Here is a 26,299-nt window from a genome sequence, read left to right as displayed (position 1 = left end):
CAATATCAACAAGATATGACAAGCTAGCAAGAAATTACGCCAGTATGGTGTCACTGGCGTTTATGTTAATGTGGCTGCCGATGTATTGCTGAGCAACATTTGTACAGCAAAGATCAACAGACCCTAGGCAACAATAAATTTTGCCGTTGTGTAAAAACCTTAAATCAACTAACGATAGCTAAAACGATAGTGAACAGAAAATTCAAAATATAAGCATGCGCGTATTAAGTAGGCAATACGCGCATTCACATCACACTAGACGGTTTCTGTCAGTGGCACGGCACGATTTTCCAGTAACACAGGAATGCCTTCAGTGATTGGATAAGCCAGCTTATCCGCTTTACAAATCAGCTGCTGCGCCGTTTTATCGTACTCAAGTTTTCCCTTACACACAGGGCAAGCTACTATATCTAACAATTTTTTATCGAATGCCATGGAAGTTTCCTTGTTTAGTGGCAGCCACCTCGCGAATACGTGCGAGCAACTGCTGATCAAATTGTGATGGTAGCTTGGCATCGACTGCCAAATACCACCAGTTTTCTTGTGCAAAATCGCGACATTTAACCGCATCTTTTTCTGTCATCAACAACGGTAAGTCTTTAGCTAAGTCGCGCAGCTGGGTTTTATCATAGGCCTGATGATCATCAAACCCATGGCATAACGCCAGTTGATAGCCTTGATCGCGCAATGATTCAAAAAAACGCGCAGGATTACCTATACCCGCCATCGCGACCAGCGGCTGCGATTTATCAAAGGTGTATTTACTGGCCGTAGAATCGTATTTGACCGGTTTTACTGCCGTAGGAGCCAGTTGCATTTCGAACTGTCCTTTCGCAACAGGCCCACCATTACTCAGCACAAAATCCACTGATTCAAGCCGCCACGCCCCTTCACGTAATGGGCCTGCGGGTAACAGTAGTCCATTACCTAAACCACGCTGACCATCAATCACCACCAATTCAATATCGCGCCCCAGCGCATAATGCTGCAAACCATCGTCACAAATAATGACATCGACACCAAACTCGGCAATGAGCGCAGTGGCCGCATCGACTCGTTTTGCGCCAACGACCATAGGCACTTGAGTGCGCGCGACTATCATGGCAGGCTCGTCACCTACCTCCGCTGCACTTGCATCTAAGTTAACCGTTTTAACGCCTTGAATATCAACGCCGTAACCACGGCTAATTACACCAGGTTTAAAACCGTGCTGACGTAATAACTCAATCAAATAAATCACTGTGGGCGTCTTACCACTGCCGCCTACGGTAATATTACCGACGATGATCACTGGGATGGGCATTACAGTTTGTGACTTTATCCCAAGACGAAATAATGTACGGCGTACACACGTAATACCCGCAAATATCCACGATAAAGGCAGTAAAAGCCATCGCAATGGATGACCCTGATACCAAATTTTATTCACTAAGGCCTGCATCTAACTACCGAATTGCATTTGATACAATTTGGCGTACATGCCATTCAATTCCAGTAATGACTGGTGCGTACCTCGCTCAACGATACGCCCCTGATCAACCACTAAAATTTGATCGGCACTCTCGATGGTCGATAGCCTATGGGCGATCACCACTGAAGTGCGATTTTGTCTGAGATTATCTAAGCCTTTTTGTATCGCTTTTTCTGACTCAGTATCCAGTGCAGAGGTCGCTTCATCGAGGATCAACACCGGAGCATCTCGCAACATTGCGCGCGCAATGGCAATACGTTGTCTTTGGCCGCCAGACAATAACACGCCATTTTCACCTACTTGGGTATCAAGGCCTTGGGGTAACTGATCAATAAACTCCATCGCATAGGCCAAGGTGGCCGCTTCAACAATTTGCTCACGCGTCGCTTCACCGGGATAAGCGTAGGCGATATTGTTAGCAATAGTGTCGTTAAATAACGTCACTTGCTGAGAGACTAATGCCACTTGGTTACGAAGCGATTTGAGCGAGTAATCGTAAATGCTAACGTCATCGAGCAGAATATCACCTGATTCAAGACCGGTATAAAAACGGGTAACGAGACTTGCAATCGTTGATTTACCTGAACCAGAACGGCCCACTAATGCTAATGTTTGTCCAGCTTTAACTTCAAAATCGACATGTTCCAGTGCACGACGGTCTTGGCTGTCATAACTAAAACATACGTTATCAAAGCGTAGATGACCCTTAGCACGCTCGACACTGTAGGTTCCGGTATCGGATTCAGGCTGCGTATCGAGTAGCTCAAACACTGTAGTACACGCCGCAATACCCCGTTGGAATTCGGCATTGACTCGCGTCAAGCTTTTAATGGGCTGTAACATCGCCATCATGGCAGCTAGAATCGTCGCGAAAGTACCCGCTGTGAGGTCGGCTTTCATGCTGTCTAAACTGGCGGCATACAGTACGAAGGCCAAACCAAATGAGCCGATAATCATGATTAATGGTTGGCTAATCGCCTGCGCCACAGCTAATTTCATATTTTGATGGCGGTTTTGGTCGTTAATTCTAGCAAAACGCGTAGCTTCCGTTTCTTGTCCACCAAAGGCTAAAACGTTTTTATGGCCCTTAATCATTTGTTCTGTAGTGGCACTCACACTGCCCATAGCCGTTTGAATCTGCTTAGAGACCTTACGGAAACGACGACTAACAATCGTGATAACGATCCCCATGACAGGGCCTATAACTAAGATACACAGCGATAATTTCCACGAGTTGTAGAACATCAGCGCCAACATGCCGAGCACTGTTACACTGTCACGGACGATAGAAATCAAGGCGCTACCCGATGCCCTAGCAATTTGCTCTGTGTCGAAGGTAACTTTTGAAATCAAGTTACCGGTATTTTCCTTATCCATATAACTTACAGGCAAGCGCAAATAGTGCTCAAATACTTGCTGGCGCATATCCATGATTAATTTAGCGCTCATGTATGAAATGCCATATGTCGAGACAAAGTTAGCAAATCCACGCAGAGAAAACATTAGGATAACCACGAGCGGTGCCATCATCAGCACGTCGTTGTTTGCGTGGAAACCTTCACTGGTTGGTAAAGCAATGCCACTGGTGACAACCGCGGGTGCACCGCTAGAAAAACCCTTATCAATAAAGGGGCCGATAAAAGCAATAAAAGCGGCATCGACGAGACCATAAGTAATTAAGCCTGCAACTGAAAGTATCAGCATGCCTTTCATCTGTTTGATATAGCCCAGTAATCGTTTGAAAACTGCCCACATTTCGTTTTTAGGAGATGTTGTCATTGATAACACTAAATTATGGCAAAGTAGGCATTCTACTCTGGATTAATAAAGTCGCCAAATCTAAACAAAGCGTTGTACCAAAATGGGGCTAAATCACCACGATAGGTCTTTATCTCACGCTCAGACTGCTGAAAAATCACACTAATCTGCCCTTCTGTTCCTGTCATCAAGTTCATAATATCTCGCCGTTGATAACGCTCAACCACGATAGGTTTAGGAAAGCTATAACGATTAGCAAAACCCGCGGGGAAAAGCACTAACTTAGGCGCAACGGCATCGATAAAGGCCTCTGTTGATGAAGTTTTACTGCCATGGTGCGGCGCTACGAGAACTTCACTTTGTAATGTGTATTCACTCTTTAATAACGCTACTTCAGTTTGCTTTTCAATATCCCCCGTAAGTAGAAGGCTTTGCCAATCATCATTGATACGCACCACACAAGAACCGTTATTACCCGCTTGCGCTTGGGGCGGTGACAGTAAACTCACGCTTAATCCTTGCCACTGAATATGTCTTGGCCGACAGTTTTGTCCGTTAAACCCAGCAATATCTGTAATCAACAGCGCTGCAGGATAAGCATCTATTAAGATTGTAGCGCCACCTGCATGATCATTATCGCTATGACTAATCACTATATAGTCAACGATTTGAATGCCCTTCGCTTTTAAAAATGGCAATATCACCCGCTCTGCATAACTAAAGTCATCACCAAAAGCAGCGCCAGTGTCGTAGACAAACCCTCTACCATTTTTTTCAATTACCACGGCTAAACCTTGGCCTACATCAAGTAGATGCATAGCCCATCGATTGGTATGAAGGGGCGAGTACAGCGTCATACAAAAAAGTAGAATGGGGATAAACAATAAGCTGAGCATACTTAACCATGGGAGATAGTGCTTATTTTTAGGTACATAACGCCACAATACTCCACCAATAAAAGCCGATAATATTAAGGCTAATGTAGAGTCTGAAAGCGTTAACCAATGGGCTGGTAATTGCGGCCTTATATCTAACAACCATGCGTAGGGCGATAAACTCCAATCACTTAGGCGCAGTAGACCCAACCAAGAAAATCCAAACGCAGTCCCAAGCCACCAGCACATAAATCCCGCCATGGCTAACGGTATCACCACAAAGCTAAACCAAGGTACCGCCAAGATATTCATCCACAGGCTATGTAAACTCACACCACCAAACAGTGCTGCTTGCAGTAATCCAAGCCCGAGGCTCAGTCGCCATTGGATAGCCCAAAACTGCATCAAGCCAGTGCTTATACGCATCCTTCGAGTCGAGATTGAGCTGAATTCTCTAGGTTGAATCTCTAAGGTGTATAAAATTATGCCTAACGCACAAAACGACAGCCAAAATCCAGCGCTTAAACAAGCCAGCGGATCAAGCAGTAATACCACAAACAGAGCAAACAACAAGCGCTCCCACGCTGTAGAAAATCGCTTCAGTAAACTTAACAGCATTAATAGTAAAATCATCACTAAAGCGCGCTGAGTCGAAACCCCAAAACCAGCTAAATAAGCATAAAAAGCGGCACCGATTCCCGCTGCGACTAAGGCTAAAGTAATATTGCGCCGACTCTGATGCGGCACAAAACGACTTAAACCAAATAAAAGGCAAGTGTATATCCATGCTGCTACCACTGAGAGATGTAAACCGGAGATTGCCACTAAATGGCCCGTCCCAGTTTGCCTTAAAGCTTGCCAACGTTCTTTTGAGATCAATTGCTTATCACCTAAAAGTAACGCCAGCAGAATATCGCCTTGGGGTAATAAGGTTAATTCAGGCGTTAACGAACTGATGAGGTCATTGCGCAGTGAAGGTGAAACCTCAATTAACTGTCCATCAACAACTCGCCCGCGACCAACAAGATGTTGACTAACAAACTGTTTTTGCTCGTTATACCCACCTTGGTTTAACACACTTACTATACTCTTTGGCGTTAAGGTAAATAGCCACACCTGACCCACTGTGACTTCTGGCGGATTTTTCCATGAGAGTCGCAATTTTGCGTTTGGCCCGAAGATTAAATTTGGTTTAATGAGGGATATATCCAAACTTAGCCAGTCGCTGTTTCGACTAACTAGTGATATGATTTCACCTCTTACCTGTATAGGTTGTTGTAACACTGGAAGATCCTGCCTAGATAAGCCTAAGCAAAAAATAGTTAGCCATGCAATTGCAAAGAGTCCACCTGCGCAAATAGGGATTTTTCGATGTAAGATTAACGCCCCAGCAACAAGGTAGGGTAAATAATTGACTGGCGGCAGCGAAGGCCACAACATCGCTGATAACAACATGGCACTAAAGCCAAACATGAATCGATTCATAGTGAATTAAGTTAAGACAGTAATTTCAGCCTATGCCAAAAAAATTTATCAAAAGATTTATGCCTAAGCCTGAAACCCTGCGTGAGCATAAACACTTACGCATGTTCGGACGCTTGTTACATAATCCCAATCTGTGGGCGCTTAATCGAAAATCGGCTCCTGGCGCATTCGCGGTAGGATTATTTGTCGCTTGGATCCCAATGCCATTTCAGATGGTTGCTGCTGCTGCTTTTGCTATTCTATTTAACGTTAATATTCCAGTTTCTGTCGCATTAGTGTGGGTAACGAATCCCCTAACTATGCCGGTGATGTTCTATGGAGCCTATTTACTGGGTGCTAAAATACTCGGCCATGCTCCGCAGGATTTTGCCTTCGAAGCGAGTTGGCAATGGATTGAAGCATCGCTTGCGACTATCGGTCCGCCATTCTTACTCGGCTGCCTAGTACTGGGGATCATTTTTTCTGCTGTGGGTTATTTACTGATTAATAATCTGTGGAAGTATTCGATTATGTTTAAATGGCAAAAACGTAAAAGTAAATAATCTTTGTCGTTTTCATCGCTTATGTTGATGCATACAATCTCCGCAATGCGCAACATAAGCGATAACTTATCAACGCTAGTCCATTTCTCAACTCATGATGGCATCAATAACTCCCCCTCTATTAATTGTTATGAACAGCTCTCTCATTCATTGCCCAAATCATGTTTTTGATGTGAATTTATTTTTATACGTCAAAACAAATTGTTACCTAAAATACGCCTAACCGCCGTACGCATCAGTAGAAACAAACCTAGCCCCAGTTAACAATGCATTAGGTCCTAATCGACTTAACGAATGAATACTCACATTGATATATATACATTCATTTTATTAGCACCTTATAATACCTGACAAATTTAGTCAGATACTTAAGAGTGACTTATGTTGAACATTGATGAACCAACGCACTTACAGCCCCAAATAGCTTTATTCAGATTAGGTTTTAGACCATTTTTCCTGTTTGCGAGTTTATTCAGCGTACTCGCTTTAGGCATATGGGGAGGATTTCTTTCTGGCATGAGCCTATTACCGGTCTCACTCAACCCTCTTTGGTGGCATGGTCACGAAATGATCTTTGGTTTTGTTTGTGCTGTCGTAGCAGGTTTTTTATTAACGGCGGTACAAAATTGGACAGGCCAGCCAGGGATAAAAGGGCCAATGCTAATAGGCTTATTTGGCGTATGGCTGTTACCTCGGCTGTTATTCCTAGTGCCAGTAGCAGTTCCATTTAAACTGATTATGTTCATCGACTTATTGTTTTTACCCCTCACCGCCGTGCTAATCGCTCGCTCGGTGATCCGCGTTCGTCAATGGCGTAACTTTGTATTCATTCCTATCTTTACTTTACTTACCTTAATGAATGCATTGAGTTATTACGGCGTACTGACAAACCAATTTGACTGGGTAAACATCGGTTTATACGGTGCTGTTATCCTAATGAGCACCATAGTGGCACTTTTAGGTGGTCGAGTTATTCCCTTCTTCACAGAAAAAGCCACACAATGGCAACGCCAAAGTTCAATTCCAGCACTTGAATGGTTAAGCTTTATCAGTCTTGCAGCACTTGTAGTGAGTATCGTCCTACAAAACGATCTGTTGATTCGCATCACCGCGGGTATTTCGAGCTTAGTTTTGCTGTTACGCTGGCATCGTTGGGGGTGGCATGCGAGCTGGCGTGTTCCTCTATTGTGGTCTCTGCACCTCAGTTACGTTTGTATCCCACTTGGTCTCGCACTTATTTCCTTTGGATTCCCACTGTCAGTCGGCATGCACTCGATTACCGTTGGTGGTTTAGGGGGGATGGTCTTAGCCATGATGGCAAGAGTATCTTTAGGTCATACGGGTAGAACACTGCAACCACCAAGCTTAATGCCATACTGCTTTGCATTAATGCTGCTGGCCGTTTTACTCCGAGTACTGGCGGGGATCCTCCCCCTTTGGTCGTCACTACTATTGCTCAGCACGATTATCTGTTGGCTAGTCGCCTTCGGTTGTTTCTGTCTTTATTATGGTCCTATGCTCTGTCAAGCCAGAATTGATGGCCGCCCCGGTTAAACATCACTTTGGGTACGCTTGGCAGCAAAGATTACGATCATACATATCTGTGAATTAAGTCACGGATATCTGACTGGGTTTTCCCTACTAATCATTTTTTACTGTTAGTATTTATAAAAACATTTAGCAGGGAATTTCTATGCCATTTTATCGCCAATATGGTTCTAAAAGCCTCAAAGCCATAGAACACTTAGTCTTATTTATTATCGCCATTGCCACTATCGTCGCCATCGGCCAAGAAATTGTACATATTATTTCTGTACGCATGGTAATGCTGGCAGACTTACTCTTACTCTTCATTTACTTAGAAGTTTTAGCCATGGTGGCAAGTTATTTCGAATCTGGTAAGTTACCCGTACGTATGCCGCTTTATATCGCGATTGTAGCCCTAGCCCGTTACTTAATATTGGATATGAAAAGTATGGACGACTGGCGTATCGCAGCGATATCACTATCAACGCTTATTTTAGCGGCGACCGTCATTGTCATTCGTTGGGGACAGTTAAAAATGCCTTACCCGAAAAATCAAGAGTACGATAATTAATCAGCGACTAAATGGGTGCGATTACAACCTAAATAAATGGCACCCATTGTCTTGATGTTAAGACCGCGCTTAAAACCTCGCTTCTATATTGGTATTGTGCAAAAAAGCCATTATGCTAGTTTTACTAAAACAAACTATTAACGGAGTAATTGAATGATGGAAACCCAGACTATCGGTTTTGAGGAAAAACGTACGTCATTACGTGTAGACATGGAAGCAGAACGGATAGTGTTAAATTGGGTCGACGCACAAGGTGAACCACAAACCGATGAAGGGGTATGTATCGACTTAGCAAGACGTGGGCTTTTATTCGATTATAAAAAATCTTTTGCTTTAGGGGAGCTCGTTGAAGTGACCTTTAATGCCAATACAAGACAACAAAATACCATAAAAGGCCAAGTATGCCGTTGCGCTAAATGCCACGAACAAAGCTACCACATCGCCATACAACTACTTTAATTTAACTTAAATTTCGCAGGTTTAGTGTGTCTGTTCTACACTCAAATCATTGAAAGGTTCATTAAGGGGCGTCACATGATCTTGCTGGTAGGTGGTGAAAAGGGGGGGAGCGGCAAAAGTTGCCTCGCACAAAACCTTGCGGTGTATATTCAGCAAAAATTTCAAGCCAATGTCCTTATGGTCGATTGCGATCCTCAGCGCACCACATCAGATTGGATCCAAGCAAGAAACAATGATCCCAGCCTTCCCAGCATTAATTGCATTCAACTTTATGGCAAAATCCGTAACGACTTATTGAGCCTCAATGAACGGTTCGATTACGTGATTGTAGACTGCGGTGGTCAGGATAACTTAGCCATGCGCGCCGCAATGTCAGTTGCGACCTATGTTGTGATCCCCTTAAGGCCAAAGAGACGCGATCTGAAAACCTTACCTCACATGGAAGACATGTTAAGCACCTGTAAGATGGTCAATCCAAAAATGATATCGACCATAGTACTGACCCAATGCCCTGCTCTGCCCACGCAATTTAAACGTATTTTAGAAGCCAAAGATGTGGTGAAATCCTTTGGATTGAGAGTGTTAAATTCGGTCACGTTTTGTCGAAACATTTATGATGACAGTGAAGAAAAAGGCTCCTCAGTGGTCGAAGTCGAACCCGATGGTAAGGCTGCCGATGAAATCCGCGCTATAGCGGATGAATTATTCGCAATGCCACCAGAAAATAGCTATGAGCTTAACTGATCTTAAACGTAAGCAACCTAAGCGGCCTATTAAGTCAGTCTCTGTCGAGGATTTTATTGAAGATGCTAATAACTATGCATTAGGGAAAACAAGTTTATTAACCGCACCGACAACGTCTGCCTTTATTAAGGGATTAGATAAAAAGTCGACAAAAATTTATCGCCATGCAACCTTTACCCTCACAGAAAACAGTATTGCTCAACTGAATACCCTTTCGAAATCAACCGGTATTGCAAAATCTCGGTTACTGCGTATTTTAATCCATGAATTTAGCCAACTGACCCCCATACAACAGGATGTCATTGCTAATAAACGCCATAGTGAAACTTAACCTTTTACCAGATCCACTGATTAAAACTAAGCAGTTCTAGTTGCACGACTCTTTATTAATGCTCACATCGTTTACCCGCAGCGAGTTCAATGCCTTGTGGCGTATCGAGTAATTTGCCTTTGTGCATCAATAACTGCAGCAGTGCTTCGGCGCTAAGGTCAACGGCACTACACGTATGATATCGCGCCGATAAGCCAAACTTTTGCCCCATTAAAGAAATTAATTCAGGCTTTATAATAGCGGCCCCTTGAGCTACCATCAGCGCCATAACATCATGACCGTGAACAGAATTGGACATATGTCCTCCTAAAGATGCAATATTATTGTTCTTTATATCCTAACGGTTAAATTCGAACCCTGATCTCGCGCATACAATTTCAATTTGACACCACTGCGCCGACATCTGCGACGATAATGTGAGCCATTATGTCCTTAATTCTATTGTTAACCCAACAGATGTCGCTGTACTTAGTGATTGTTTACTTGGTCAGTAAAACGCCGCTGTTTAAACTGTTTGCCGAAACATCTCCCCGTCTGCCACATAAAATCTTTATGTATCTGATTTTTTCAAGTTTCTGCATTATGGCAACCTATTTTGGCGAACAAACCTCTGGTGCGATTGCCAACACTCGTGCTATGGGCGCAGTTTTAGGGGGATTATTGGGCGGGCCAGTGACTGGTTTGCTGGTCGGACTCACAGGTGGGCTCCACCGCTATAGCATGGGTGGTTTTACTGACTTAGCCTGCGCGATTTCAACCACGTTAGAAGGACTGACGGCGGGGATGATAAGCTTTTACTTAAGGCGCGCAGGTAAAAGTGAGCTTATCTATAATCCATTGCTCGTTTGCCTTGTGACTCTTTATGCCGAGATGATGCAAATGAGCATTATCCTTCTGGTCGCCCATCCTTTTGATGATGCATGGGCATTGGTCCGTCAAATTGCACCGCCCATGTTATTGGTCAATTCCATCGGTGCCGCACTATTTATGAGCATGATACGTGACCAAAAGGCGATGTTTGACAAACTGTCCTCTAGTTTTTCGACTAAGGCATTAAAAATAGCCGAACGCAGTGTTGGGCTATTGTCGAAAGGGTTTAACGAGCAGAGCAGTAGCCTCGTCGCCCAGATTGTTATTGAAGAAACCAACGTTGGCGCGGTCGCGATTACAGATAGAGAAAAACTATTAGCTTTTATTGGTATCGGCGCCGATCACCATCTTCCAGGCACCCCCATTTCGTCCAAAATCACCTTAGAAGCCATCAATCAAAATAAGGTCATGTTCGCCGATGGCGTTGAAATGCCCTATGCCTGCTCTATTTCAACTCACTGTCGTCTTGGTTCTAGCCTCGTTATCCCGCTGCGCAGTGACACAGAAGTGATTGGCACGATTAAACTTTACGAGCCTAAAAATAAACTCTTTTTAAATATTAACCGCACCTTAGGTGAAGGTATTGCCCGTCTATTGTCCAACCAAATCCTTTATGGCCGTTTTGAACAACAACAAAATTTACTCACTCAAGCCGAACTTAAATTACTGCAGGCACAGGTTAATCCACATTTTTTATTCAATGCCCTCAATACCATTAGCGCGATTATCAAGCGCGATCCGGATATGTCGAAACAGTTACTGCAGCAGTTATCTCAATTCTTGCGCATCAATCTAAAGCGAACCACAGGTTTAGTGACGCTGGGTGATGAGCTGGATCACATAGCTGCTTATCTCACCATTGAAAAAGCACGTTTTATTGATAAATTACAAGTCAGCATTGCGATACCTGAATCACTTTATCACTGTAAAGTACCGGCTTTTACCCTGCAGCCTATTATCGAAAATGCGGTGAAACACGGCACTTCACACATGATTGAACAAGGACAAATTAAAGTAACAGGGAAACTCGAAAATAATGTGCTGGAATTAGAAGTCACAGACAACGCTGGCTTATATCACCCCATTGAAGGCTCAGAGGGGCTTGGGATGAACTTAGTACATAAGCGCATTCAAAATCTTTTTGGCGAACAATATGGTGTCACAGTGGAGTGCGAGCCCGATGAGTTAACCCGTGTCACCATTCGATTACCAATAGAATCCCCTGAAACATCAACTATGGGAACCGACACGTGATTACTTGTTTAATTGTCGACGATGAACTGTTTGCTCGCGAAGAATTAGCCGACCTTTTAGGGCAAGAGCCCGATATGCATATCATAGGTCAATGCGCCAACGCCATTGAAGCATTGCATATTATCTCAAAGGAAAAACCTCAACTGGTTTTCCTCGATATCCAAATGCCGCGGATTTCAGGGATGGAACTTATCGCTATGCTCGATCCTGACACTATGCCCAAAATCGTGTTTGTTACCGCCTACGACGAGTTTGCCGTCAAAGCCTTCGACAATCATGCCTTTGATTATTTGCTCAAACCGATAGATGCACAAAGACTCAGTAAAACACTCACTCGTGTGCGTAAAAACCTAGCGCCTCAGTTAATGGAAGCCATTACCCCTAAAAATATTGAACATATTCCGTGTTATAGCGGTACTAAGCTCAAAGTGCTTGCCATCCAAGACGTGGAATATGTGTTTAGCGATTTAAGCGGCATCCATGTGGCCAGCACTAAAGGTAAAGTGCATACCCAATTAACCTTAAAAGTGTTTGAAGAAAAAACCCCACTAGTGCGCTGCCATCGACAGTATTTAATCTCACCCAAAGCCATTGCCGAAATTGAACTGTTAGATACAGGCGCAGAAGTCACCACACATATGGGCGATAAAGTGCCCGTATCACGCCGCTATCTTAAGAGTCTTAAACAGCTTTTCGGCTTTCAATAGGCTCAGTTCAAGCCCTAATAATGGCATATTATGGATCATATTGTTCGCTATAAATGTCGAGCAACACCTGCTGTTAACATAAAGGAGCAACCGCTCAAGCTCACCTATTACCGCTCAGCCTACATTTTCGACCACTGACTGATATTGCTCAGTTTTATATAAACAACTTGTTTACACTCGCCAGAACTAAAATGGGGAGATAACAAAAATGATGTGGTTCCTACTCTGTGTCGGTCTGCTGATCGGCGGCTACTTTATCTATGGCGCCTTTGTCGAGAAAGTTTTTGGCATTAACGCTAACCGTCAAACACCCGCTTTCACTCAGACTGATGGTGTCGACTTTGTGCCTATGTCTAAAGGCAAAGTTTATTTGATTCAATTGTTAAACATCGCAGGCGTAGGCCCAATCTTTGGCCCTATACTAGGTGCACTCTATGGCCCTGCGGCCATGTTGTGGATTGTAATCGGCTGTATTTTTGCAGGTGCTGTACATGACTACTTCTCTGGCATGTTATCTGTGCGTAACGGTGGCCAGTCGGTGCCAAACCTTGCGGGTAAGTATTTAGGCAAGAGCGCCAAACACTTCATGAACGTGTTTGCCATTGTACTGTTACTGCTGGTCGGTGTGGTGTTTATCTCTGCACCTGCGGGTTTACTTGGCAAACTAACCGGCTGGGACGTCAGTATCTTTGTGGGTATTATTTTTATCTACTACCTTATTGCCACTGTAGTGCCCGTGGATAAAATTATTGGTCGTCTATACCCCTTCTTTGGCGCTTTATTATTCTTCATGTCGTTTGGTTTAGCGGTCGCTATTATGCTATCAAGCGAGCACACCTTACTGCCTAATGTGCAAGCTGGCGATTTTTTCCAAAACTTAAATCCAAATGACATGCCACTCTGGCCAGCCCTATTTATCACTATCGCCTGTGGCGCGGTGTCGGGTTTCCATGCCACACAATCACCTTTAATGGCACGCTGCGTAGAAAATGAAACCAACGGCCGTTTCGTCTTCTTTGGCGCCATGATTGGCGAAGGCATTATCGCCCTACTCTGGTGCGCCATAGCACTGTCTTATTTTGGCGGAATTGAAGGATTAAGCGCGGGTATGTCTGGTAACCCAGCAAACGTAGTGTATGAAGCGTCTACTGGTCTATTAGGCGCTGTCGGTGGCTTTATGGCTATCTTAGGCGTGATTATCCTGCCGATTACCTCAGGTGATACCGCTTTTCGTTCTGCACGTTTGATTTTGGCTGAGTTTTTCAACATGCCACAAATCTCACTGCCAAAGCGCTTAGTGCTAGCTCTCCCACTGTTTGTTATCGGCGGTATGTTAACTCAGGTAGACTTCGGTATTATTTGGCGCTACTTCGGTGTGGCGAACCAAACCACTGCGGTATTGATGCTGTGGACCGCTTCAGCTTATCTACTACGACATAACAAGCTGCATTGGATTGCGACGATCCCTGCAATGTTTATGACCACTGTGGTGATTTCATTCCTACTGAACTCATCGACCTTAGGCGCGGGTCTGCCGATGACGGTATCAACCATAGCGGGTGTCATTATAACCTTAGTGATTACTGCGTTATTGATTGTAAAAACGAAAGGTAAAGGTGAAATTGACTCGCCCATTGAAACCGAGCTGAAAGAGACAGCTAACGACTAATCTTATCGTTAAATTGGTATGCTATAAAACAGGCGCTTAATCGCGCCTGTTTTTATCATTCTTCTCATTAACACCCGCAAACGCTCATTTTGTTCGACACTGATTCTCCATTTATTCGATAAGACCACGCACTGTATCAACAATACAAAAATGCTATACTCCCGCCATAGCACACTGCACCATAATGCATAATATGAATCAATCGAATGACCCGCTGCATGGCATCAAACTAGAAACTATTATCACTTACTTAGTCGAGCGATACGGCTGGGAAAACTTAGGCGAAAGAATTAATATCCGCTGCTTTACTCACGATCCCAGCATTAAGTCCAGCTTACAGTTTTTGCGCAAAAACGACTGGGCGCGTGATAAGGTCGAATACCTCTATTTGAGAGCCAATAAGTTACCCTTGCCACCGACACAAGCAGAAACTAAGCAAGCGGCTAAAAAGCCTACGGCTAAACCTAAGCCAAAAGTAGCCAACAATAAAGTCACTCAAACGGCGGCCAAACAGCCAGTTAAAAGCGATAAGCCGAGCCCAGATGGCAAAGTAAATAAGCATATTTGGGGTAGTTAATATTCTAGGCTTGATAACGCTTAAACAGCCCTGAGATGGGCTGTATTATCACTATGTCCCAATGCTATTTCTGGTAAAACAAGGCGCTTTAGCTTTAGTTTTAAAATAAATGGCCGATATTGAATTAATCGGCAGGAACAACTTAAGTATTAACCTAGTTTGCCTCTAATGGAGCATTGCATGAATATCAATGGGATAAATAGCACCGCAACAGGTTCAGCTTTTACGCCAGTATCAAACGCATATATTGCTACCACCCCAACCAAAACAGCAGCAAATGCTGCGCTAACAACAGACTCTCAGGATGCTCAAGATACCGTCTCCATTTCTAATGCTGGCCGCGCGGCATTATCCATAGATGTCGGCTCGACCTTAAGGGATAAAGCGTCAGCCCAAAAAGAGCAACTAGATAACATCACCGCTGAAGAACCCAAATCGATAATAGATGCGCAGATTCAAAAAATAAAAGAGCAGATCAAAGCTCTACAGGAAATGCTGGCTAAACTAAAGGGAGATAACTCAGACGCTGCAGATCTGCAACGTAAACAAATCCAAGAACAAATAATGCAATTAAGTGGTCAAATAGCGACTTTACTGGATAAAAAGATACGCGATGCAAAGGAAAACGCTTAACCTAAGCGGCCTTGTAGCGGATGTTTTCATACGACTTTGCACATTCAACTAAATCAGTTCAATCAACCTAGATAGGAAAGCTGAACATCACGCGCCAAATATTCAAACCATCACCACGGCGATAGCTTAATCCAATACGATCAACGCTGAGTAACTCGCCCCCAAGTGGCTTAGAAAATGCGAGAGAAAAACCTGCCTCATAACTGCCTGAAACGGTAGTATCTTGCTCGGTTTGACTGATAAACCTTAGCTCATTAAAATACCAATAACCCACTGCAAATATTCTGGGTTGAACCTGAAAACTCCACCACTGCCAGCGCGGTGCTAATCCCAAATCAACACCTGTTTGTAATACTGCAAATTGGTCGGCAAACTTGCCATAGTGCTCACTGTAACCAGCAAAGTGTAATCTGGACACCCATACAGCATCTTGTCCCGCGAGGCTAAAGTCATACAAGCTACTGATCCCAGAGGCGATAATAGCAACGTTATCGCCTTTATCAAAATTAGTACCAAAACCGATATCCAGATACGCTTCCATTCGAGTATTTTCGCTTGCCTGCCAATGGTGCTCAACACCTGGGGTCACTGTCATAGTGCCGATTGATGAAGGTAACTCACCTTCGGTAATATCTTGGGCTAAATAATCGAAAAAGCCAAAGGAGATAGGTAAGCGCAACCAAGTCTGGCTACCACTGTCCTTTTTTAAATCGAAACTTAGCGGAATACTTACGACAGTCGCATTTTGGTTTGCGGCGCGATAAACACCTGTGCCTAAATAGCTACCAAATGCATAAACAGAATTAGGATTATCTCCTTCCTCTATTGGATTACTGCCATTAGCATCAACGGTGGGCTCATTGGCTTGGGGCAAAGATAGAATAACTTTTACAGCAGAAAATGAATTAGCGTAGGCGATAGGTACAACACTCTGTATCGCCCAGCCCATTACAAACAATATTAACAATCGACTGAAAAAATGGCTCAATTAGCTTAAACCTTCCCCGTAACTGACTCAATCAGTCGAACCATCATAAATACAAAACTACTTATTTTCATCCATAAAATGATATTCAGACATCAAATGTCCAAGCTCTGTGGATTTAGTTTTTAAGTAAGCTTCGTTGTAACGATTTTTACCTACTTGCAGTGGCACGCGCTCAACTACTTCGATGCCAAATTCCTGCATCGCTTTTACTTTACGCGGGTTGTTAGTCATCAAACGTACATGCTCAACGCCTATCTGTTCTAGCATAGGTTTAATCATATCGTATTTACGCATATCGGCTTCAAAACCCAGTTGTTCGTTGGCTTCTACTGTGTTGGCACCTTTGTCTTGCAACTCGTAAGCGCGGATTTTATTTAATAAACCAATGCCACGGCCTTCTTGACGTAAATAGAGGATAAAGCCACTGCCCGTTTCCGCAATATTTTGCATCGCCGCTTGTAACTGAAAACCACAGTCACAACGCAAGCTAAATAACGCATCGCCCGTTAGACACTCAGAATGAATACGACCCAACACAGGCTCATCCGCACTGAACGTGCCGAATGTAAGCGCAACATGCTCTTTACCTGATTCTGTATCTTCAAAACCATGCATGGCAAATACGCCCCAAGGAGTGGGTAACTTTGACGTTGCGACAAATTTGATCGACATACTTAACCTTTAACGACAACTCTCATTCCATGAGACGAATAAAATCCCTAGAAACAAATGAGGATTAGGCACTTAGCCAACTAAGCGCAGTATTCTAAAGTGTTTTTGAACAATCAGAAATACTTTAGTGTTTTAATCAACTAAACCAAACATGAGTGTCACTTTAGATGGTCAGCACGAAGGAATGGATTAAAACGAAGCAGTGCATAAAGTACAAAGATCACCAGCACGAGACCGACACTCGATCTCGTGCTGGTGACATCCGATCCCACATTAAAATTTTTCGGGTGCGTATCCAGTGACTTCTGTCAGTCTCATCTCACGGCCGATAGCCGTCATAGGATGGATTACTACCAGCCCTTTTACAGACTTTTTCAGTTTACCCATGTCCGCTTGCTCTGCTTTTGTCAAAGCGCGGTGGAAAGGTAAATCTTTGATATCTGAACCTTGCTTATTCAATAAGCGAGTTTGTTGTCCTTTCACGCTGCCAATTTGTTTAGTGACGGCAGCGATTTCGCGTTTGAACTGGGCAATAACCACGTCATCGCCTCTTTGTTCAGCCGCAGCAAGTTTACGACGAAATTTATCGACTTTATCGTTAAGTTGCTGCAGTTCTTGCTTTAAATTCATTCTGTTACCTTAAATTACCTAAGTTAGCCACAGTAAAATCTTAGCCTGATTATGCTAGCATCTGTGTCAAGGCCTCAGATTATAGCAGTAAGTTGCAGATCCTCGTTACCGCTTTTATAACAAACGAATGATCTGATTGCTGCTGCCGCGAAACATTAAACTCGGATCGGCAAGATTTTGCTCAAATTTTCCATCCACCAGCGCATCAATATAGGTTAATACCGCGCGTTGTTTATCACTTAACTCGTCAAGCACATAGCCTGTCCATAACCATATATCTTTACTGGGACACTCACTTTTAACGCGCTTGACCAGCGCTAAAATGTTATCAAGATTAGCGGGCAACAAAGGATCGCCTCCCGAAAGAGAGAGACCACGGCGCACAATTCGTTTATCACTGAGATCAGCAATAATCCTATCGACCATCACGCTATCAAATAAATGGCCTGAGCGTACATCCCAAGTACTTTGATTATAACAACCACGGCATTGGTGCTCACAACCAGAGACAAACAAAGTCGCGCGCGTACCAGGGCCGTTTAGCACATCGATAGGAAAATATTGATGGTAGTTCATGGTTCAATGCCTTCTTAAGATGAAGACTCACTCCATAGCATCACTAATACCATGGAATGAATCTAACAGGCAGAATAAGGTATATCCCAAAACGACCTGAGAATACGAGTGTCAGTATCTTCAGGTTGTTTAGGTATAAGTATTACAAGTGTTTGATCCTGCGCTTAACTTCCTCTTGTTTACCATGATTAAATGGCCGAGCATCAGGGCTGCCCAAGTAACCGCAAACCCGGCGCGTTACCGACACACGGCTAGGTTCGTGATTACCGCATTTAGGACAGGTAAAGCCTTTACTGGTGCAGCTAAATTCACCGGTAAAACCGCAGTCATAGCACTCATCAATTGGGGTGTTGGTGCCGTAATAAGGCACACGGCTGTAACTATAATCCCAGACGTTTTCTAACGCTTCGAGGTTATGCTGCATGTTGGGATACTCGCCATAGCATATAAACCCACCACTGGTTATCGCTGGGTATGGCTGTTCAAAATCAATTTTATCGTATGGGTTGACGTGTTTTTCAACATCAAGATGGAAACTATTGGTGTAATAGCCTTTATCCGTAACCCCAGTGACAACACCAAATTGTTTAGCATCCAGCTTACAAAAGCGGCTACAAAGATTCTCGCTTGGCGTGCTATATAAACTAAAACCATAACCCGTCTCAACTCTCCAAGCATCAGTAGCGGCTTTTAGATAAGCAACAATGGCAACGGCCTTTTCCCTTAAAAGTGCATTATCAAATACATGGGTTTGGGTGCCATAAAGTGCATTAATGGTTTCATGTAAGCCAATGTAACCTAATGAAATCGATGCACGGCCATTTTTAAAAATTTGCGACACATCATCATCCGCTCGTAAACGTACGCCACAGGCACCTTCCATATACAAAATAGGTGCAACACGGGCTTTTACGCCGTTAAGTCGCTCAATGCGAGTATCCAGTGCTTTACGGGCTAAAACTAATCGATCATCCAAAATACGGTAAAACTCGGCTTCGTTGCCCTGTGCTTCTAAGGCTATCCGCGGCAGATTTAAACTGACCACCCCAAGATTATTACGCCCTTCATGCACGAGTTCGCCATTTTCTTCATAGGTGCCTAAAAAGCTACGACAACCCATTGGGGTTTTAAATGAACCGGTGATTTTTTCAACTTGTTCATAATTAAGAATATCGGGATACATACGCATGGTCGCGCATTTGAGCGCCATTTGTTTTACATCATAATTACAATCGCCAGCCTTATGGTTGATACCATCACGAATAGCAAACACGAGCTTAGGGAATACTGCTGTTTTACGGTTTTTGCCTAAACCTGCCATGCGTACTTTGAGCATAGATTGCTGAATTAAGCGTGATTCCCACGAAGTACCTAAACCAAAACCAAAGGTTACAAATGGCGTTTGTCCATTGGCAGTATGCAAGGTATTGACCTCATACTCCAAAGATTGAAACGCATCGTGACACTCTTTTTCAGTTTGCGCAGTGGCAAAGGCTTTAGCGTCGGTGATTTTCCAATTTAATGCGGTTTGATAGTGCTTATCATAGCTCTTGGCAACAAAGGGCGCTAACACTTCGTCGATACGGTTAATGGTCGTGCCGCCATAAATATGGCTCGCCACTTGGGCAATGATTTGTGCGGTGACCGCCGTTGCTGTAGAAATCGATTTTGGCGTTTCAATCTCGGCATTGCCCATTTTAAAGCCGTGGGTCAACATGTCAGCTAAATCAATTAACATGCAGTTAAACATAGGAAAAAATGGCGAATAATCTAAGTCGTGGTAATGGATCTCACCCGCCTCGTGTGCCGCAACGACATCCTTTGGCAAAATATGACTTTTAGCATAATGTTTTGCGACGATGCCCGCGAGTAAATCCCGCTGAGTCGGGATCACTTTGGAATCTTTATTGGCATTTTCATTAAGCAATGCCGCATTACTTTGCTCAACTAAACCACGGATCTCGAGGTTGAGTTTACTGGTCGCATCACGGCATATATCTCTGTCATGACGGTATTCAATATATACCCGTGCCAATGACTTGTACGGGCCTTCCATCAGTAAGTTTTCAACGACATCTTGTAGATAATGGATATCCACTTCGGTTAATGTCGCCACTTGCAGCCTCACACTGGCAGCAACTGTTGCAGCATAATCAGTATCTTCAATACCTGCCGAGTTTGCAGCGGCGATAACCGCATCTCTTATTCTTGTTTCATCAAAAAGTGTGCGGCAACCATCCCGCTTAATCACGACTGGCATTAGTGAGTCCTTCTCCATTTAGACCGAATCAAACACCACATGTAGTAACCAATGATTCAGCAAACACAATATGTAGCGTATTAGGCGGCATCGACATTAAAGTTTCTATGATCCAGATCATGGTTTTCAAGATAGGAGAAAAGAACAAAGCAGAAGTGTTGTAATAGCCGATGATCCACACTTAGAGCCTTGACCTTCGTCATAAAGCAAGATAGATGGAGGATAAAATAGGTAGGTAGAAAATAAATAGATGGGAGATAAAATAGGTGTGATTTTATGACAATTAGCACAAAGCCATTTTCAATAAATAAAAAATGGCTTTGATATTAACAAAATATACGTCGGTATATTAACGTTTAGCAAGTGCCAGATAACTGCTTAACTGACCCGATGCAGACTGATGCGACCCCATAGAGGAAGCCAATTGCATCATTGATTTGAGCCCCTGCCATTGCTGTTTTTGTGTATTGGTTAACGCTGGTTCTGAATTCAAATAATCAGTTAATTGTCCGAGTGCCTTAGTGGCTTTTTGCGCCAATACTGGCGAATGGGCATCATCCATATTAGTTAAAACACTTTTAGCATCTATCAAGGTATTAATCAGCGGATTATTCGGCGAGTTCTTAGTCAATGATTTAAGTTCATCATCGACAAAATCTTGCAGTGACTGCTTACTGGGCGTGGTTGTGCTGGGAACCGTAATACCGCTTTTAGATAAACGCTCGAGTTGTACATCCGATAAAATCCCGTCGGTTTGTAAACGTGACACTAACGCAGGGATCTTCGCGACTCCAAATTGACCATCGGCAAAAAAATCCTTCGCCATTGACTGAATTTTCTGTGCTCGCTGCGCCCTAGGTGACAGTGCTATTTCATCCGCTTTTGTCGCGTCCGTTTTAGCAGTATCTGGCTGAGGTTTGGTTGACGCAATGGTGCTATCTGTTTTAGCCGTATTCGTTTTTTGGCTATTGGCACCATAAGCATCGGCAACACTGGTACTACTACGAGTAAGATTGAAGCTATTTGCAATAGAATTCATTGTCAATAATTCGGCGTCTAAGACTAATTGGTAGTTTTAAAGCAAAAATTAAGCCAATCAAGTATAAATCTATGCTTAGCTCTAATTCAGGCCAGCACATAACTATCCCAACACAGAATATTAGGTAGACTTATGCCTAGGACTGTAAGTCCTCAATCAGAGCAAGACATTGGCGACGCAATAAATCGAGTGCATCAGCATCCAGCTGCACTTTATCGAGCAGCGTTTGCTTTAAGGCTAACGCTTCATGCTTAATATCTTCTCCCTGACTAGTCAGCGTCACCCGTTTTTTCCGTTCATCATCCACACAAACTAAACGCGTGATCAGCCCTTTAACCTCAAGTCGCTTAACGATAGGCGTTAAAGTGCCCATATCAAGCTTAGTTGCTGCGGATAACTGCGTTTGACTACAACCGTTTTGACGCCACAGGGTTTGCATCACTAAATATTGTGGGAAGGTTAACCCGTATGATTCGAGCAACGGCCGATAAGCGCGCACCAACGCATTACTCGCAGAATAAAGTGCAAAGCAGACATTATCAGATAAACACTGTTTATCTATCGCCTCTTCAGTATGAGTCGAAATGATTGCATCTATTTTCGGGTTGGCTGGAATATGTGTCACGTTTAGGCATTTATCATTCAAACATACTGCATCTTACTCTATCCACTTTGACGCATCTAGTTTGCGCGCAAACTATTTGCATTCATTCCTTAACCCACGTAGAGTCGTCACAGTTAGTTTGCGCACAAACAAAAGGTCACCTATGAATAACACTATTACACAAACCCGTGAAATCCATTTAGCCAATCGCCCTGTGGGTATGCCATCTGTTGATAATTTCACTTTAGTGAATAAATCGTTAGCACCACTCACAGACGGCCAAGTGCTGATTAAAAATCTGTGGATGTCTGTTGATCCTTACATGCGTGGTCGCATGGTTGATCGCAAGAGCTATATTGCGCCCTTCGCGTTAAATCAAGTGCTAGAAGGTGGCGCAATTGGTGAAGTTATCGCGTCTAAAAACAATGAGTTTCCCGTAGGAACGAAAGTCAGCAGCATGTTGGGTTGGCGCGAACATGCGGTGACTGACACCGATGGACTAACCGCCTTGCCACAAACCGAATTAAATAGCTCACATTTTTTAGGCGTACTGGGTATGCCCGGCATGACCGCATGGACGGGCCTGACACGTATTGCTAACTTAAAAGTGGGTGAAACGCTATTTGTCTCAGCCGCTTCTGGCGCTGTAGGCAGTGTCGCTTGCCAGATTGGTAAGTTAATGGGCGCTCGAGTGGTTGCCTCGGTAGGCTCAGATGAAAAAGCTCAATTACTACAAAGTTATGGTGTCGATAGCATTATCAACTATAAAACCTGTGGTGATCTGACTCAAGCCTTAGCCAAAGCTGCACCAGAAGGTGTGGACGTATATTTTGAAAACGTTGGGGGTGAACATCTAGCCGCAGCACTGAGTAATATGAAAGATCACGGACGAATTGCCGTCTGCGGTATGATTTCACTCTATAACGAATCCACTCCTACCGCTGGTCCAGATAATTTATCCCTGATTGTGATGCGCAAATTAAAACTCGAAGGTTTTATCGTATTTGAACATTGGGACCACTATCCTGAATTTGCCGCAAAAATGGCGCAATGGTTAGCTGAAGGAAAAGTGAAAGCTGAACAAACTATTTACCAGGGAATAGAACAAGCACCCGATGCTTTTATTGGTCTATTTGAAGGCAAGAATCGCGGTAAAATGTTGGTGAAACTGGCTTAAAGCCCACTATTTTAAGCTAAACGCTTAGCGTAAATAGTGCGTTAAGAAGAGATTAAGTCGGTATAACTAACCTAATACCGACTTTTTATTTTTTAGTATCAATCGTCTACCTTGCTTAGCAGCCCTCTTTATTCTGGGGCGACTGTTATTAACCTTTCCAGAGCGCAGCTTCAATTAAATGGGCCACTTTTTCCACGGCGGCTTCGCCCGCAGCAATAGCTTCATCGGCACGGTGAAACTCCATAGTCCCAATATTACCCACTGCAGGCACAATACAAATATCAGGTGGATCGCCCATTAACCGTGCTCTTTTATGTCTTTGCTCTAAAATCCCCATCGACTGCGACATTACCGCTATCATCCCCGGATTCGATTTAGTACCCAGTGAAAACTTATCAGTCAAATTACTCACATAATCTCGGCCGCGGGCAAATAAATCCATAAAACCCGTTTCTTGGCGCGCGGGCATCTCTACGCTTGCTGCAGACATTTTTTGACTGGTGACATTGACGGGTAACGCTTGAATACGTCCAGAATGATAGCCATATAAATCCACCGCAATCACCACATCCACCCCCATGGCACGGCTCATTGAAACAGGAACTGGATTAACCACAGCGCCATCAACAAGCCAACGTTCCCCTTGACGTACGGGGGCTAAAATCCCTGGCATAGAACAAGAAGCTCGTACCGCTTGACGTAAATCCCCTTCGGTAAACCAAATCTCTTGACCCGAGTATAAATCGGTTGCAACTGCGGCAAAGGGACGATGGAGTTTCTCAATATTCACATCCCCTATTCTGGCATGCAGTACATCAAATACTTTATCACCACCGATAAGCCCCCCCTTGCGCCATCGAATATCCATCAAGCCCAGCACATCCCAACTAGAGAAACCACGCACCCATTGCTCTAACTCAGGTAAATGTTCATGGGCATAAGCGGCGCCCACTAATGCCCCAATTGAGCATCCAGCTACTTTATCAGGCTTAATTCCCATTGCGGCTAACCCATTTAATACGCCAATGTGCGCCCAACCTTTTGCTGCACCACTGCCGAGCGCAATACCCACGATGGGATTTTTTCCATTAGCCATAAATTATTCTCCTATTACTTACTGCATAACACGATAGCGTAAAACACAACTATATCCACGGCTTATCAATAAAATTTGCATAATTAATGTTATCACCTAAATGTAAATAAAGACGGTAAAATAAACTTTAACAGTGCCATCGCGATATCATTCAAGCGATAGAACACAGATAATCATCGATGTGGATGGCTGAGTAAGGGTGATTAGGGCTATAATCTGCCCTTACTAAGATTTAGGGGATATACCTTTGCAATTTACTGATTTTTCTCTGGACCAGCGTCTGCTACAAAGCATAAAACATATGGGTATCACAGAGCCCACCGCCATCCAGGAACAAGCACTGCCTATCGCATTGGCAGGTAAAGATTTAATGGCGTCATCAAAAACAGGCTCAGGTAAAACCTTAGCGTTTTTGTTACCCGCATTGCAAAGAGTTATTTCGACCCGCTCACTGTCAAAGCGCGATCCTAGAGTCTTGATTTTATTACCGACCCGCGAACTAGCACATCAAGTTTATAGCCAGCTTCGTCTGCTTGTCGCTAACACTCAATACAAAGCCATCAGCGTATTGGGCGGTGAGAATTTTAACGACCAAGCCAAAGCACTCGCAAAAGAACCACATTTTATTGTCGCGACCCCTGGCCGTATCGTTGACCATTTAGAGCAAAAACATCTATTCCTAAATGGTTTAGAGCTATTAGTGCTCGATGAAGCCGATCGCATGCTAGATTTAGGCTTTGCTCCACAACTGAAAGCGATAAGCGAAGCTGCAGATCATAAACGTCGTCAAACCTTGATGTTTTCGGCAACCTTAGATCATGACGAAATTAATGATATCGCAGCAACCTTGTTAAAAAATCCTGCGCATGTCGCGATTGGTGCAGCCCACTCGGAACATAACGATATCCATCAGCGTATCTTTTTATGTGACCACTTAGACCATAAAGAAGCGTTGTTAGCTCGTTTGCTCAAAGATGAAACCCATAAACAAGTGATCATCTTTACCGCCACTCGCCCTGATACTGAGCGCTTAGCGGCTAAATTAACCGCCCAAGGTTTTGCAACCTCAGCCCTGAGTGGCGATTTAAAGCAATCTGCACGAAACCAAATCATGGACCAGTTTGGCCGTGGTCAGCAGCAAGTGTTAGTGACGACTGATGTCGCCTCTCGCGGCTTGGACTTACTGAATGTGTCTTTAGTGATTAACTTCGACATGCCTAAGTTTGCCGAGGAATACGTGCATCGTATCGGCCGTACTGGTCGTGCTGGCGCGAAAGGTGATGCGGTGTCACTCGTCGGGCCAAAGGATTGGGATAACTTCAAAAAAGTGCAAGTTTTCCTCAGAAAGACTTTTGAAATCAGCACCATTCCAGGTCTAGAAGCTAAATTCAGTGGACTGCAAAGTAAGGCGAAACAGATCCCCGTCAAACGCGTGGCCAAAGCGGATGTGGTTAAAGGTAAGAGTAAAAGAGCAAAAGCTGCCACACCGGCACCATCACGAGATAAGCGTTTTATCACAGGCGTAGATATCGGTGATGCCCCTATGCGTAAAAAGCCTGCTGCGGCAAAATTACTGCAAGACAATGATACAGAAGAAGTTTAAAACGAATTACAGAATAAATGCCTATGGATTTAACGTCAGATGCTATCTCTGACACATAACACATTGGCATGATCTAATACTGAAAATTGACGCATTATGTGCATCAGTCTGTCGCCAAGCGAACCAAAAGCGCACGGTAAACGCTGATCCTAAAGTCATTTCCAGCTACAATAGCGCTATT

26 protein-coding genes and 1 pseudogene are annotated in these 26,299 nt (G+C 43.8%); 14 read left to right on the top strand and 13 right to left on the bottom strand.

The annotated features are described in order from the left end of the window. Positions 1-92, top strand: a pseudogene (locus ACRN9H_RS11040) (IS5/IS1182 family transposase); the annotation flags it as partial. 163 nt (positions 93-255) lie between these two features. On the opposite strand, the gene ACRN9H_RS11035 reads toward ACRN9H_RS11040, so the two are convergent. From ACRN9H_RS11035 to ACRN9H_RS11020, 4 genes are read right to left on the bottom strand one after another with little or no spacing between them, the layout of a single operon-like run. Then, the gene (locus ACRN9H_RS11035; RefSeq protein WP_263190095.1) at positions 256-435 is read right to left on the bottom strand and encodes a Trm112 family protein; all 180 of its coding nucleotides are present in this window, start codon (positions 433-435) and stop codon (positions 256-258) included. Next, entirely contained in the window at positions 422-1,441 is a 1,020-nt protein-coding gene (lpxK, locus tag ACRN9H_RS11030) for a tetraacyldisaccharide 4'-kinase (RefSeq protein ID WP_432313688.1), read from the bottom strand. The genes ACRN9H_RS11035 and lpxK overlap by 14 nt, the downstream gene beginning before the upstream one ends. Beyond that, positions 1,442-3,250 (bottom strand): lipid A export permease/ATP-binding protein MsbA, encoded by a 1,809-nt coding sequence (gene msbA / locus ACRN9H_RS11025; RefSeq protein ID WP_432313687.1) that lies wholly within the window; start codon positions 3,248-3,250, stop codon positions 1,442-1,444. It lies immediately after the preceding gene. Between the two features lie 32 nt (positions 3,251-3,282). Further along, a complete protein-coding gene (locus ACRN9H_RS11020; protein WP_432313686.1) occupies positions 3,283-5,589 on the bottom strand; it encodes a DNA internalization-related competence protein ComEC/Rec2 in 2,307 nt (768 codons plus the stop codon). 32 nt (positions 5,590-5,621) lie between these two features. Here ACRN9H_RS11020 and ACRN9H_RS11015 point away from each other — a divergent pair, with 32 nt between their 5' ends. The 6 genes from ACRN9H_RS11015 to ACRN9H_RS10990 all read left to right on the top strand — a co-directional run bounded on the left by ACRN9H_RS11015 (position 5,622) and on the right by ACRN9H_RS10990 (position 9,763). Continuing rightward, complete coding sequence (locus ACRN9H_RS11015) at positions 5,622-6,131, top strand: DUF2062 domain-containing protein (RefSeq protein ID WP_432313685.1); 510 nt, start codon at positions 5,622-5,624, stop codon at positions 6,129-6,131. 381 nt (positions 6,132-6,512) lie between these two features. Beyond that, positions 6,513-7,685, top strand: coding sequence for an NnrS family protein (locus ACRN9H_RS11010; protein ID WP_432313684.1), 1,173 nt, complete (start codon positions 6,513-6,515; stop codon positions 7,683-7,685). A 139-nt stretch (positions 7,686-7,824) separates the two neighbouring features. Continuing rightward, positions 7,825-8,229, top strand: coding sequence for a phosphate-starvation-inducible protein PsiE (locus ACRN9H_RS11005; RefSeq protein WP_432313683.1), 405 nt, complete (start codon positions 7,825-7,827; stop codon positions 8,227-8,229). A gap of 156 nt (positions 8,230-8,385) precedes the next feature. After that, positions 8,386-8,688 carry a PilZ domain-containing protein gene (locus ACRN9H_RS11000; RefSeq protein ID WP_220772765.1) on the top strand — a complete coding sequence of 101 codons (303 nt, stop codon included), beginning with the start codon at positions 8,386-8,388 and terminating at the stop codon, positions 8,686-8,688. A gap of 75 nt (positions 8,689-8,763) precedes the next feature. Continuing rightward, entirely contained in the window at positions 8,764-9,432 is a 669-nt protein-coding gene (locus tag ACRN9H_RS10995; protein ID WP_220772731.1) for an AAA family ATPase, read from the top strand. Beyond that, positions 9,419-9,763, top strand: a complete 345-nt coding sequence (locus ACRN9H_RS10990; RefSeq protein WP_432313682.1) for a ribbon-helix-helix domain-containing protein — start codon at positions 9,419-9,421, stop codon at positions 9,761-9,763. The genes ACRN9H_RS10995 and ACRN9H_RS10990 overlap by 14 nt, the downstream gene beginning before the upstream one ends. Positions 9,764-9,818: 55 nt before the next feature. Here ACRN9H_RS10990 and ACRN9H_RS10985 read toward each other — a convergent pair whose 3' ends face one another. Further along, entirely contained in the window at positions 9,819-10,061 is a 243-nt protein-coding gene (locus ACRN9H_RS10985) for a YecH family metal-binding protein (protein ID WP_432313681.1), read from the bottom strand. Positions 10,062-10,189: 128 nt separating this feature from the next. On the opposite strand from ACRN9H_RS10985, the gene ACRN9H_RS10980 reads away from it, so the two are divergent. From ACRN9H_RS10980 to ACRN9H_RS10960, 5 genes are all read left to right on the top strand, one after another. Continuing rightward, entirely contained in the window at positions 10,190-11,887 is a 1,698-nt protein-coding gene (locus ACRN9H_RS10980; RefSeq protein WP_432313680.1) for a LytS/YhcK type 5TM receptor domain-containing protein, read from the top strand. Next, positions 11,884-12,594, top strand: coding sequence for a two-component system response regulator BtsR (btsR, locus tag ACRN9H_RS10975; protein ID WP_432313679.1), 711 nt, complete (start codon positions 11,884-11,886; stop codon positions 12,592-12,594). The genes ACRN9H_RS10980 and btsR overlap by 4 nt, the downstream gene beginning before the upstream one ends. 208 nt (positions 12,595-12,802) lie before the next feature. Next, positions 12,803-14,263, top strand: coding sequence for a carbon starvation CstA family protein (locus ACRN9H_RS10970; protein ID WP_432313678.1), 1,461 nt, complete (start codon positions 12,803-12,805; stop codon positions 14,261-14,263). A 184-nt stretch (positions 14,264-14,447) separates the two neighbouring features. Continuing rightward, positions 14,448-14,840, top strand: a complete 393-nt coding sequence (locus ACRN9H_RS10965; protein ID WP_220772737.1) for a VF530 family DNA-binding protein — start codon at positions 14,448-14,450, stop codon at positions 14,838-14,840. Between the two features lie 180 nt (positions 14,841-15,020). After that, on the top strand, positions 15,021-15,473 hold the full coding sequence (locus tag ACRN9H_RS10960; protein ID WP_432313677.1) for a hypothetical protein: 453 nt from the start codon (positions 15,021-15,023) through the stop codon (positions 15,471-15,473). Positions 15,474-15,540: 67 nt separating this feature from the next. Here the strand turns inward: ACRN9H_RS10960 and ACRN9H_RS10955 are convergent, their stop codons facing one another. The 7 genes from ACRN9H_RS10955 to ACRN9H_RS10925 all read right to left on the bottom strand — a co-directional run bounded on the left by ACRN9H_RS10955 (position 15,541) and on the right by ACRN9H_RS10925 (position 22,254). Beyond that, positions 15,541-16,461, bottom strand: a complete 921-nt coding sequence (locus ACRN9H_RS10955) for a hypothetical protein (protein ID WP_432313676.1) — start codon at positions 16,459-16,461, stop codon at positions 15,541-15,543. 57 nt (positions 16,462-16,518) lie between these two features. Further along, positions 16,519-17,133, bottom strand: coding sequence for a GTP cyclohydrolase II (gene ribA, locus ACRN9H_RS10950; protein ID WP_220772740.1), 615 nt, complete (start codon positions 17,131-17,133; stop codon positions 16,519-16,521). A 273-nt stretch (positions 17,134-17,406) separates the two neighbouring features. After that, on the bottom strand, positions 17,407-17,763 hold the full coding sequence (locus tag ACRN9H_RS10945; RefSeq protein ID WP_220772741.1) for a YibL family ribosome-associated protein: 357 nt from the start codon (positions 17,761-17,763) through the stop codon (positions 17,407-17,409). A 114-nt stretch (positions 17,764-17,877) separates the two neighbouring features. Next, positions 17,878-18,339 carry an anaerobic ribonucleoside-triphosphate reductase-activating protein gene (gene nrdG / locus ACRN9H_RS10940; RefSeq protein ID WP_432313675.1) on the bottom strand — a complete coding sequence of 154 codons (462 nt, stop codon included), beginning with the start codon at positions 18,337-18,339 and terminating at the stop codon, positions 17,878-17,880. Positions 18,340-18,481: 142 nt separating this feature from the next. Then, positions 18,482-20,599 (bottom strand): anaerobic ribonucleoside-triphosphate reductase, encoded by a 2,118-nt coding sequence (gene nrdD / locus ACRN9H_RS10935; protein ID WP_432313674.1) that lies wholly within the window; start codon positions 20,597-20,599, stop codon positions 18,482-18,484. 349 nt (positions 20,600-20,948) lie between these two features. After that, positions 20,949-21,638, bottom strand: a complete 690-nt coding sequence (locus ACRN9H_RS10930) for a hypothetical protein (RefSeq protein WP_432313673.1) — start codon at positions 21,636-21,638, stop codon at positions 20,949-20,951. Positions 21,639-21,774: 136 nt separating this feature from the next. Beyond that, positions 21,775-22,254, bottom strand: coding sequence for a MarR family winged helix-turn-helix transcriptional regulator (locus ACRN9H_RS10925; protein ID WP_432313690.1), 480 nt, complete (start codon positions 22,252-22,254; stop codon positions 21,775-21,777). A 151-nt stretch (positions 22,255-22,405) separates the two neighbouring features. Here ACRN9H_RS10925 and ACRN9H_RS10920 point away from each other — a divergent pair, with 151 nt between their 5' ends. After that, positions 22,406-23,419 carry an NADP-dependent oxidoreductase gene (locus tag ACRN9H_RS10920; protein ID WP_432313672.1) on the top strand — a complete coding sequence of 338 codons (1,014 nt, stop codon included), beginning with the start codon at positions 22,406-22,408 and terminating at the stop codon, positions 23,417-23,419. A 148-nt stretch (positions 23,420-23,567) separates the two neighbouring features. Here the strand turns inward: ACRN9H_RS10920 and rssA are convergent, their stop codons facing one another. Next, on the bottom strand, positions 23,568-24,515 hold the full coding sequence (rssA, locus tag ACRN9H_RS10915) for a patatin-like phospholipase RssA (protein WP_432313671.1): 948 nt from the start codon (positions 24,513-24,515) through the stop codon (positions 23,568-23,570). A gap of 247 nt (positions 24,516-24,762) precedes the next feature. Here rssA and ACRN9H_RS10910 point away from each other — a divergent pair, with 247 nt between their 5' ends. After that, positions 24,763-26,118: a DEAD/DEAH box helicase gene (locus ACRN9H_RS10910; protein WP_432313670.1), complete on the top strand. Its 1,356-nt coding sequence runs from the start codon at positions 24,763-24,765 to the stop codon at positions 26,116-26,118. The last annotated feature ends 181 nt before the right edge of the window (positions 26,119-26,299 follow it).

It is taken from the genome of Shewanella sp. MF08487, from assembly GCF_050848685.1.
GTDB classification, from domain to species: Bacteria; Pseudomonadota; Gammaproteobacteria; order Enterobacterales; family Shewanellaceae; genus Shewanella; species Shewanella glacialipiscicola.
This window is presented reverse-complemented; position numbering and strand designations above follow the sequence as displayed.